Source organism: Vibrio sp., assembly GCF_038138445.1.
Taxonomy (GTDB): Bacteria; Pseudomonadota; Gammaproteobacteria; order Enterobacterales; family Vibrionaceae; genus Vibrio.
In genome coordinates this window covers 1-10,958 of the sequence record NZ_JAYQDQ010000111.1, presented here as the reverse complement: position 1 = coordinate 10,958, position 10,958 = coordinate 1, and the positions used below count along the sequence as shown (strand labels likewise).

8 protein-coding genes are annotated in these 10,958 nt (G+C 40.4%); 2 read left to right on the top strand and 6 right to left on the bottom strand.

The annotated features are described in order from the left end of the window. Positions 1 to 166 precede the first annotated feature (166 nt). Complete coding sequence (locus tag AAFM34_RS18800; RefSeq protein ID WP_341665493.1) at positions 167 to 2,278, top strand: CDP-glycerol glycerophosphotransferase family protein; 2,112 nt, start codon at positions 167 to 169, stop codon at positions 2,276 to 2,278. Positions 2,279 to 2,329: 51 nt separating this feature from the next. Here the strand turns inward: AAFM34_RS18800 and AAFM34_RS18795 are convergent, their stop codons facing one another. The 5 genes from AAFM34_RS18795 to ylqF form a co-directional block, all read right to left on the bottom strand. Next, positions 2,330 to 2,980, bottom strand: coding sequence for a hypothetical protein (locus tag AAFM34_RS18795; RefSeq protein ID WP_341665491.1), 651 nt, complete (start codon positions 2,978 to 2,980; stop codon positions 2,330 to 2,332). 96 nt (positions 2,981 to 3,076) lie between these two features. Then, a complete protein-coding gene (locus AAFM34_RS18790; RefSeq protein ID WP_341665489.1) occupies positions 3,077 to 4,036 on the bottom strand; it encodes a TDT family transporter in 960 nt (319 codons plus the stop codon). Between the two features lie 67 nt (positions 4,037 to 4,103). After that, positions 4,104 to 5,507, bottom strand: a complete 1,404-nt coding sequence (gene clcA, locus AAFM34_RS18785) for a H(+)/Cl(-) exchange transporter ClcA (protein WP_341665487.1) — start codon at positions 5,505 to 5,507, stop codon at positions 4,104 to 4,106. 433 nt (positions 5,508 to 5,940) lie between these two features. Beyond that, on the bottom strand, positions 5,941 to 6,912 hold the full coding sequence (locus AAFM34_RS18780; RefSeq protein ID WP_341665485.1) for a GTP-binding protein: 972 nt from the start codon (positions 6,910 to 6,912) through the stop codon (positions 5,941 to 5,943). 45 nt (positions 6,913 to 6,957) lie between these two features. Continuing rightward, entirely contained in the window at positions 6,958 to 7,902 is a 945-nt protein-coding gene (gene ylqF, locus AAFM34_RS18775; RefSeq protein WP_114786429.1) for a ribosome biogenesis GTPase YlqF, read from the bottom strand. Positions 7,903 to 8,208: 306 nt separating this feature from the next. Here ylqF and AAFM34_RS18770 point away from each other — a divergent pair, with 306 nt between their 5' ends. Next, positions 8,209 to 9,771 (top strand): methyl-accepting chemotaxis protein, encoded by a 1,563-nt coding sequence (locus tag AAFM34_RS18770; RefSeq protein WP_341665495.1) that lies wholly within the window; start codon positions 8,209 to 8,211, stop codon positions 9,769 to 9,771. 33 nt (positions 9,772 to 9,804) lie between these two features. On the opposite strand, the gene add is transcribed toward AAFM34_RS18770, so the two are convergent. Continuing rightward, positions 9,805 to 10,803: an adenosine deaminase gene (add, locus tag AAFM34_RS18765; RefSeq protein WP_341665483.1), complete on the bottom strand. Its 999-nt coding sequence runs from the start codon at positions 10,801 to 10,803 to the stop codon at positions 9,805 to 9,807. Positions 10,804 to 10,958: the final 155 nt, after the last annotated feature.

The window sequence follows — 10,958 nt, the reverse complement described above, 5'->3', positions numbered from 1 at the left end:
GCATCTACCTTAACTTGATGATTTTTATCTAAATTATCAGGGGATTCCTCAGCACAGAGTATCCATTAAGACTTCTTTAAGCATAATATATGGAGCATTTATAATATTTTTCACATCCAAATTATTATTATGCTAGTATTAGAAAATATTGCTTAGAAAAACTATTATGGAAAGTAAAACAATAGATATCTCGATTATTATATCAGCGAGAGATATTTCATATTCTATAATCAATACTATTGATTTATTAAAGATATGCAAACTGAATATAGAAATAATAATTGTAACCTATAATATAGACGATAGAAATTTTAATGATGAATTTAATAAATACTCTGAATTGGATAGGGTTTCAGTCATTAAAAGCGACTTTCCTGAAAATGGATATTGTTTTAATTCAGGAATAAAAAACGCAAGAGGTAAGTACTTATTCTTCATGAAATCAGATGGATATGTTGTTAAAGATGGACTGATTTCTTTATTTGAACACGCGGAAAAGCACTGCTTAGATATGGCAATTGCTTGGGAAAAGTATGTTGGAGATAACGGAGCATATATAAAACCTTCCCATTTTCTTGGAAAAATCAATTCAACTACTTTTGAAGAAACTCCAAAACTGATAAAAAATATATTTCCTTTTAATAGGATATATAGGAAAGCATTTTTAATAAGTGAAAATGAGTCAATTTTTTCAGATTTTTCTAATTACTCCAGTGATAGTAAGCCTTGTATTTATGGATATTACAAAGCAAAAAGAATAGGGTCTGTTGACAAGGTCGTCTATATAGAAAGCACTGAGAGCGAAAAATACTTAATAAAAAATATAAAAGAATCTATCCTCGTAACAAAGGATCTTGATAATTCTTTTAGTGCTCTTGAGAAAGAAACTCAAGAAAAAATGAGAAAGTTTTTCTTCATAAAAGAATTAATTAGTAATATAGGTATATATTCTAAGACTAAGTCATTTAAAAATGAAGATATTAAGGATGTTAAAAGAATTCTTATATATAATTTCAACCTTCTTAAATACTTAAGTGCCGGAGAGTTGACTTTTTTAAAAAATATGTATCATAATAATTTAAAAAAACGTCATGTAATCTTCAGTTTAAATTTCAGTGCATTTAAATATATTCTTAGTAAGAAATCCATCATATATTACAATTTCATTAAGTCATTGCTTTTATTCAATATTGGTTTTTTTTGTTCAAAAATTTTTAATGTTAACATTTCTCTTATAGGAGAAAGGGAAGGAAAAACAATATCTGATAATGGCTTTGCTTTTTTTAAAGGCGTAGGTAGGAGACTAAACTGTTACTTTGTCACTAGAGAGAAAAACATTGAAGAAGCGAGTAAGTATGGTAATGTTTTAAAGTATGGCAGTATCAGGCACTTATTTTATGTTGGACTGGCGAGAAGATACTTCTTTGACGTATCAATGTTAGATATTTCTCCTTATTGGAGAGTTCTCAATAAAAAGCCAAGAAATAGTAAGAAACTTATTTTTTTACAACATGGTGTTATGGCACTCAATCGTACATCATTCTATTATGATCATTATTCTATGACATGCAGGAACGAGCTTCCTGATATGCTTTGTGTTTCATCTAATTTTGAGAAAAATAGTTTTATTAGTGACTACTCATTTCCTGAAGATATTATTAAAGTCACTGGGCTTGCAAGGTATGACTATCTTCCTGAAGTTACAAACAAACAATGCAACAACATTCTTTATATACCAACTTGGAGAAATTGGCTGGAACATCAAAGCTTAGATGAATTTATAAAGTCTCAATATTATCGTTCAATTATTGATCTAACGTCCAAATTATCAAAATGGGCAAGCGAAAATGACCATCAGATTACTTTGGTATTACATCATAAGATGTCTAAATTTGAAATGAACGTTAATCTTCCATGCGTTTCTTTCCGGTATATGTCAGATTTAAACTTTGAACATATGTTGTCTACAGGTAGGTTATTAGTCACTGACTATTCTTCTGTTGTATTTGACTTTATAAGATTAGGAAAGCCCGCGATCACTTATCCATTTGACAAAGAAGCATTCCTTGCTGTCCGAGGAGGGGAAATGATTACGGATAAAGAAACGCCCTTTTTGGTATCATGTGATAATAGCGACGAAGTCATTGAAAATATAGGAAAAATAATAAATGATAAGACAATCTATCTAAATGATGACCAGGTTTTCTTTGATTATAATGACAGATTGAATTGCAACCGAATTTTAACAATGGCTGATGAGTTGGACAGAAATGAATAATGAGTATGCCTGTTACTCAAAAAAGTTCTGACCCTTGCCTACTTGTCTAAATCAAACACCATAATCTACATTTTTCATCTCTATATCCGAGTAACTCGCCCGTTGCTTGATTAATGAGGGTAATCTTGTTGCAAATCTATGTTCAGTTTGTAACTTCTTCCACAAAATATCTAAGCAATAGTGATGGCTAACGAGTTTATTGAGCTTGAGAGGGAGCTTGCTCGAATGCTCGAGACCGAGTGCAGATTCAAAAAACGTACTCATTAGCTTAATAGCGAAGCTTCTATGGACAATATAGCCTGATGCGGTTTGTGAGTTGATTACTCTAGAAAACCCGAGTTGATCATCGATCATTGCAATAGGTATGGCTTGGTTATTGCCAAGAAGAAATACATCCCACTCGTTAGAGCAATCCAAAATTCTCTCTAAGCTAGAAAGAAATAGTTCGCACTCTTGGACTTCAAAGTCATCTTCCAAGACTAACAAGTATGGACTGGAAGAGTGAGATAAATAGTGGGCAATTAAGTTACCATGGCTTAGGCTGCAGCCTAACGCACCACACTCTGGTTTATAGTAAGCTTCAAAGAATGACTTATCATCAATACTAATACCGCATTTTTTTAATTCAGATACGCTCTCTGCTTTGCGGTCTGTTCTATGAGTTAAATTGATGATTTGTAGTTGGACTTTGTCATTAAACATTGTAAGCACCTTAAGAACCTAGATCCCAATATGCTACGCATCATCAACACAGATAGCTATAAAGTCCGGTTTGAATTCCGTTTAATTCAGATTACTTCAAGCTGATTTTATAAGTTTTAATTCAGGCCAGTACATCTTGATATATCTGAGGGTAACCCAAATGACCAAACCTGTAGCGATAGTCAGTTCGAAAAAACCAAACTTATGCAGCCAATGCCAATGTGGATGATACTGCTCGAAAAAGCTGGTTAAGCGATGCATGGCAATAGCGCTAATTACGGATGGGAAAGTTACAGCGGCAATAGAGGGTTGGAACTTAAGCCGAATGAGACGGAAGTAGCACAGGTATATGGTTAATGTCATGGTAATGGCTATGCCCGCCAAGGCTCCGGTGAGAATTGGGTCTGGCTGGCGAAAGTTTACCAGGTATGACGCAAGTGATAAGTTGATTGGCGCTGCCATGATGGCGAGAGTTGGCCGCGCTCTTCTGGGTAATCTGCCTAAAAACATCAGTCTGTAGAGAGCGACAGGCAACATAACAAAATAGGTCGCAATACAAATATTGACTAAAGATTCAGAAAATACGGTGTGGCCAAATTTAGTGCCAGCTAATGAACTACTGATAAGACCGACAGGGTACAAAAACCAACTCGGAACAATATTAGCAAGCTTAAAGTTTCTAGATTGAAAAAAGAAGAACAGGACCATCATAGTAAGGTGTAGCGATAATGCAGCAAACCATAATGGATAGGCGATAAAGGGAGAAATCACCGCCAAATAATCGCATAGTACCAGCAGCGCCATACTCATGGGTGCAAGTAAGCTTCCGTTAAGAGGGTTGCGGAGATCGTTTAAAAATAGTCGATAGTTACTCAGGTACTTAATTAATACCGGAGTAAGTAATAAGGCACCGATTGCAGCAAGGTAGGGTCGGATAAAAACACCCACTTCAGGAATATACAACGCCCAAGCATGCCCCAAGCCAATGATGCCCAGCGACAATGCTGCCTGAGAAGGAGGGACATTGTGAAACTTAAGAAAGCGTCTCCAGTTCAACTGCGTAAATCCTAAATAAAATCTGATTAGCCTAATAATGATATCAATTCAGTTGCTTAATTAGCAACTATGATTTGTTCTCACAAGGTAGATCTTCTTGTCGTAATTTTTCATTTTTTAACGTTCGATGTAGAAGCTGGCTATAGATAGGTTGACCTCCTAGGAGTTGAGCCACAATGACAGCGCCCAGACATGTGATAATAAGAGGCAAAATTAAGTAGTAATTATTCGTCATTTCAATAACTAATAATATCCCTGTGATGGGCGCTCTTACTGTTGCGGCAAACAGCGCCCCCATACCTGCAATTGCGAACATGCCCGGAGAAATCAAAAGCTCTGGAAACAAAGTCTGTACGATAAGACCAAATGCGTAACCAAATAGCGTCCCCAGCGCCAGCATAGGGGCGAAAATGCCACCTGGTGCGCCTGAAGCAAAGCAAAGTAGTGTAGTTAAAATACGAGCTATGAAGAGAATGATTAAAACCCCAGCACCATAGCCTCCATTGGTAATGGTAGGGATGAGACTGATCCCGCCTCCGGTTATTTCTGGCAAGTAAAGCAGTATTAGACCGAAAAAACCGCCCAAACAGCTGCCTGTAATCAAATACCGCTTACGATCATTTCGGTGCAGCTTTACAAACAGATCTTGAGAAAGATTGATCAAACGATTAAATGCGACACCAAATACACCAAACATTGCGCCGAGCAATAAGAAAAGCCATAGCGCTGCCAATTCTGGTCGTTGATATTGAGGCATAGTGATGACGGCATCTTGTCCATTGATGTAACGAAAGGCGATATTGGCAGAAATGGCCGAAATAATTACGGCGCGGATTGAGATGAGTGAATAACGAAACTGAGGTCGCATTTCTTCGACCACAAACATAATACCAGCCAGTGGTGCATTAAAGGCGGCGGCGAGTCCTCCTGCGGCGCCAGATGCCAGTAATGAGTGCTGAGTATCATCATTTTTGACCTTAAATATATCGGTAACCATACGTCCAATCGCGCCGCCCATTTGCACAGTAGGGCCTTCTCTACCCAGTACCATACCCGAGCCCAATGCGCCCATTCCGCCGAAAAACTTAACGGGTAGAACTCGCCACCAACGAACTGGTCGTATTCCATCCATGGCACCTTCAATTTCAGGTATGCCTGAACCTGCGGCTTCAGGAGCAAAACGATGAACGAGATAATATCCAATAAAAGCGAGTGCAGCACTAATGAGAATCGCCGCAAGCCAAAGCGGTAGCAAACGGCCAATTGCTTGTTTTAACCAGTCAGTTCTTGTGTCTGAAACGAAGTGAACCGCCATCTCAAATAGGGTGCCTACAAGGCCAGATAATATTCCTACTATCAAAGAAAGGGCGAGAACAGAGAGAGGTGTCTTGTCTTTTGAGAGAAATTGATTAATCGCATCCTTTGGTACCTTAGATAAAAAGGATTGCTTGATCTTCTCTCTGGTGTTCATTTGTATTTTGGTCCCTGTTATGAATGAGTATCAGTGCTGCGCCCGATATTCAAGCAAATTGTTGCTTGGGATGTTAGGGATCAGTGGGCTGATTATACGCTTGATAAGGACAATCTTTATCTATCAAAAATGAAAATTTGAATTTCAAATACGTAACAAACTCATATGCACTAAGTTTCACCTCATTGGCAGAGGATCACACTTGTTTTCTTGATCTCTGAGCGATATAAACCACAATTAAAGGGTAAGGAAATCTGAACTATTCGCATAGAGAAAGTTAACCTTGCACACAATATGGAAAGTTTTACCCAAATATGCAGAAATCCTCGTATTAAGATCAGAATGTCGAAGATGAAGGCACTGATTCGCAAGCTCACGATTGAGTCACGAGGGACAAGGCGCACTGATTTGTGCGCCTTTTGTTGTTTAGAGTTTATGAAAGGCCAGCGAGCTGCTGAAGTATGATATCGAGTTGCTCCCAAGGTAGCTTCTGGCTATCAATAACTTCGATTCTACTTTCTTTGGCTGACACTGACGCTTCTGATACTGAAACAACACCATGAGAGATATTGAGTGTCATCACCCCTTTGTCCGTTTTCATCACCCCTTTGATACGCTCGGCCGATAGGTCAGATAGCATTGACAGTAATTCATCAAAGCAAAATTCCACCTGATCGCTAAATAGCCAACCACAGCTGTAATAGCCTTGGCCGCTATTTTCTCTCCTAAGAACTTGCTGACCAGCACTGAGTGTCAAAGGAGCAGTCGCACCACCATGATGACTATGTATATCAGCCCTATGATTAGGTTCGTTACGTCTAATGTTGTCGAGGATTTCAACCGGGAACTGACCATCTTTAACTAACTGACAGTAGATCTTTGCAGGATCTTGGTCAGTTACCCAATCATTGAAAGTGTCTATGTCTTTCGTCGTACATAGGTCAATCTTGTTTCCTATCACTACGTCAGCAATGCTGAGCTGTTCAATGAAATTATCATTAGCCAGATATTTTTGATTGGAGAGATTGCGCGGATCGACCAATACAATGGTTGCTTTCAAGTCAATGTGGTCGTGAAATTGCTCGGACATAAGAGTAGCGAGGATCTTGTCTGCATGCCACAATCCCGTCGGTTCTATGATTAACCGGTCAGGGTTACTGCGTAACAATGAGGTGATGGCGACAGAGGTAGGCACGCCAGCAGCGCAGCACATACAGCCGCCTGGCACCTGTTTTACTAGCGTTCCATGCTGTGTGAGTATCGCGCCATCAATCCCAATTTCACCAAATTCATTGACCAGCACAGCCCAATTTTCATTGGCAGGCTTGTTTTTGAGCAAGTTAAGTATGGCGGTTGTTTTACCTGAACCTAAAAAGCCTGTGATGATGTTTGTTGGTGTTTGCATATCAATCGTTCATCATTCCATTTCTAAATCTATTCAAGAATTCGATCAGCGCTTGTTTTTCAAATAGCGTTTACGACGTTCTTCTTTCTTTTGTGCCTTAAGCTCGGCTTTACGCGTGGCTTCGATCTCGACTTCAACCAACTCTTTAGTGATCATTTCAGGACGTTCAAGAGTGACTTGCCCCAAGGTGCCATTGCGCAGTTCATGCAGCAAAATCTCTGAGCATTTGTGCAAATCGACACGACCACCTGATCGCAATGCACCGCGCTTACGACCAATTTCTTCCATCAGCTCTATATCGCTTTGCGGTAACTCTTCGATTTGGTAACGCTCTTTCAAGCGTTCTGGATAGGCTTGGGCTAAGTATTCTACTGTGTAGAAAGCCACTTCTTCATATTCCATCGCGGTGTCTTTAACTGCGCCTGTGGCTGCAAGGCGAAACCCGCTGTGTGGGTTTTCTACTTTCGGCCACAAAATCCCCGGCGTGTCAGAAAGCACAATACCATTTTGTAAGTTGATCCTTTGCTGACGGCGAGTGACTGCGGGCTGGTTTCCCGTTACTGCGATAGTGCGACCTGCAAGCGTGTTGATGATGGTTGATTTGCCCACATTTGGGATACCCATGATCATGGTACGAATATTTTTGCCGATCTCTTCGCGGTGGGGCGCAAGCTTGCGACAAAGGTCCAAAATCTTATTCACTTCTTGCGGATTAGACGTGGTAATCGCCATCGCTTTGACATCTTGCTCTTTCTCGAAATGGTCTATCCATAATTGAGTTAATTCAGGATCAGCAAGGTCTCTCTTGTTTAAAACTTTTACAACCGGCTTGCCAGCGCGGATTTCAGAGATCATCGGATTTTCACTGCTAAATGGAATGCGAGCATCCAATACTTCGATGATGACATCAATTTGTGGAATGGCTTCTTCGATCTCTTTACGGGCTTTGTGCATGTGGCCCGGAAACCATTGGATTGTGTTGTTAACCATGTGAATATTTGGCCTTTATAAATAAGTATGGCTGACGGCATAAAGCTAATCGTGATGCTCGATATCCACTAAATAGCTAAGCTGCCGTAAAGCACTAAGTTATGAGTAATATTAACATCGAGTTTGAGTTTCTCATAACCTAGCCATGGTTTTTTTCAAAAAGGCCTAAACCACAATAAGGCTATGATTTACAGTAAAACTTATGATAATTAAAAAGTGTTAAATGAAACCGATTTAATACTTTGCCTTGGCTTTGTTTGTTGTTTATATTTCGTGTTTCATATGGATAATTCGAAAAATAAATCTATGGCAGCTACCCAACATTCCCAAGAACAAGAAACCTTACTGGAAACCAATGAACAACTTGTTTCCACTACCGATTTAAGTGGTGTTATTACCTACAGTAATGAAGCTTTTTGCCGCATTGCCGAATTTAGCCAAGACGAATTGCTCGGACAGCATCACAATATTGTCCGTCACGACTCTATGCCCAAAGCCGCATTTGCCGATATGTGGGCGCATTTGAAAAACGGTCAGGCGTGGCGTGGCATTGTTAAAAATAGGACCAAATCGGGTGGTTTTTACTGGGTAGATGCTTATGTGACGCCAATTTATGATAATGGTGAGATGGTTGGTTACCAATCCGTTCGGGTTAAACCCAAAAGAGAATGGGTAAATGTTGCCGATAAGGCATACAAAAAATTGCGAAAAGCCGAAAAATCAGGACGTCGCCAATCACTTCCTCGTTTCGATGTGCTGCGCTACGTCATTGTGTTTGGTGCCCTCATTGCGCCGCTACTCGCAAAAGCGTTTGCCGTTGAAGGCGCGCTTAGCTGGATTTTGAATCTGCTTCCACTCGCTGGCTTTATGCTCTTTAAACAAGAGCTTGTCGACACACCAAGGCAGCTAAAGCATTTAAGAACAGTTTATGACAGCATCAGTCGTTTGATTTATTCTGGTCAAGGACAGTTTTCTGTTGCGGACTTTCATATTAAGTTGCTATCAGCGCGTATTCGTACTGTCTTAGGACGAATGACAGACTCTGCAAGGCCGCTTTTGAGTCTATCAGACAGTTTAAGCGCGACAACTAATGAGGTGTCGGAAGCGCTTGAGCAACAAACTCGTGATATTCGCCAAGTGCGAGTGGCATCAGAAGAAGTGGAATTGACGGCTAATGAAGTGTCAACCAGCACTCATGAAGCCCATGAACTTATCGATGATACGCTAAATACTTGCTTGTTAGCCAAAGAGACGATAGATAAAACACATGCCAACCTTGAGCAGTTAAGTCTTCAAGCAGAGCAGGCCACGCAAGCCACTTTTCAACTGAGCGAACAAGCGCAAAATGTTAGTCAAATGATGGAAGAAATTGGCGGGATCGCAGAACAAACCAATTTACTGGCACTTAACGCGGCAATTGAGGCTGCAAGAGCGGGGGAGCAAGGAAGAGGGTTTGCGGTTGTCTCAGATGAAGTTCGAGCGCTTTCAGGTCGCACTGCTAATGCCACTGTGCAAATTAAAGACAGCATCGGCACTATGCTAGAGACCATTGAAAAGTGGCAGAAAGATATTATTGAAAATCGCGAGCAAACCAATGCCTGTGGTGAAGTGGCTCAAGAAAGCGCAAAACGTCTATCAGATGTTGAAGCTATGATGCATTCGATGGACAACTTGATGAAAGTGGTCGAGGATGCCTCGATGAAGCAGCGCCGATTATCAGAGGATGTGAATTTGCATATTCAGTCGATTGCGTCAGCTGCGGAGAAAAATCTGACAGCAACTCAATCAGTTAACCAACATTCCCATGAACTGCGTAATCAAGTGAATGAGTTTTATCATCTTGCGCAGCGGTTTGAAGAAAAACAATAGCCGAGAAATATCGGCTATTGTGGCTAGACAGCTCTACGCAGGTATAAAGCTGCGTAGGTGTTGTTTAACCTGCTCAGAAGTGAACGCAGACTCAACACTGTATGAGTAAATCTTGAAGTAATCATCAAGTGTTAGCGCAAATTCTTGCATGACTTTTTCCACTTCTGCCGTCATTGTCGTATTCGATACAGTGCGATTATCGGTATTGATTGTAATGGCGATACCATCTTTTAAAAATACCTTAGCAGGGTGGTTAGATAAGGCAGTAACTGCCTTAGTCTGAACATTACTGCTTGGGCATGTTTCTAAAGCGATATGCTTATCTTTGACCATGTCATAGGCAGCTTGATGGCCTGTAATGTGAATACCATGACCAATCCGTTCTGCGCCTAATAATGTGATTGCATCATAAACATTTTGCCCCACACCTTGCTCTCCAGCATGAATCGTGACGTGGTAACCTTTATCCCTAGCGTACTCGGCATACGGGACAAACTCAGCGCAAAATCCAGCGGCTTCTCCACCGGCGAGATCAAAGGCAGCAATACCATTGCCTAAATACGGCTGACCAACATCTAATACTTCTTTGATTCTGTCTTTTGGTGCATGGCGAAGAATCGAAAGGATGTAGTTGCCTTTAATATCGTAAAGCGATTCTGCGCGTTTCATGCCGTTGACAACGCTTGATAGCACTTGCTCAAGTGTTAATCCGCTTTCAAGATGTAATAGGGGGCCGAAACGTACTTCAAGGTATTTGACGTTCTCTTTTGCCGCATCTTCATAAAGTTCGAAAGAAATTCTTTCGAGTGCGTCAGCGGTTTGCATCACAGATAGGGGCAAGTCAAAACGCTTTAAGTATTCATCAAGGTTTGGGCAAGTTTCAGGCGCGATCATCAGCTCGCGTATCTGTTCAATATCTTGGGTCGGGAGGGAAATACCTTGCTGATTTGCAAGATCAAGAATCGTTTCTGGGCGCACACTGCCATCAAGGTGGCAGTGTAAGTCAATTTTAGGAAGATCAATAAATTGCATGAGTCTCTACCTTTATTGAAAGGTTAAAGTATCGTTATTCATTCAAAAAAGCCCCGCATCGCGAGGCTTTGTTAAGCGCAAGAAGAATTAGTCGAGTAATTCTTTCGCTGTGTTGACCACATTTTCAGTGGTAAAGCCGAACATCTTAAATAGCT

Bases quoted from the DNA above. Each gene is read 5' to 3' on its own strand.
- add (WP_341665483.1), bottom strand. From the start codon at position 10,803: ATGCAATTTATTGATCTTCCTAAAATTGACTTACACTGCCACCTTGAT.
- AAFM34_RS18780 (WP_341665485.1), bottom strand. From the start codon at position 6,912: ATGCAAACACCAACAAACATCATCACAGGCTTTTTAGGTTCAGGTAAA.
- AAFM34_RS18770 (WP_341665495.1), top strand. From the start codon at position 8,209: ATGGCAGCTACCCAACATTCCCAAGAACAAGAAACCTTACTGGAAACC.
- AAFM34_RS18800 (WP_341665493.1), top strand. From the start codon at position 167: ATGGAAAGTAAAACAATAGATATCTCGATTATTATATCAGCGAGAGAT.
- ylqF (WP_114786429.1), bottom strand. From the start codon at position 7,902: ATGGTTAACAACACAATCCAATGGTTTCCGGGCCACATGCACAAAGCC.
- clcA (WP_341665487.1), bottom strand. From the start codon at position 5,507: ATGAACACCAGAGAGAAGATCAAGCAATCCTTTTTATCTAAGGTACCA.
- AAFM34_RS18795 (WP_341665491.1), bottom strand. From the start codon at position 2,980: ATGTTTAATGACAAAGTCCAACTACAAATCATCAATTTAACTCATAGA.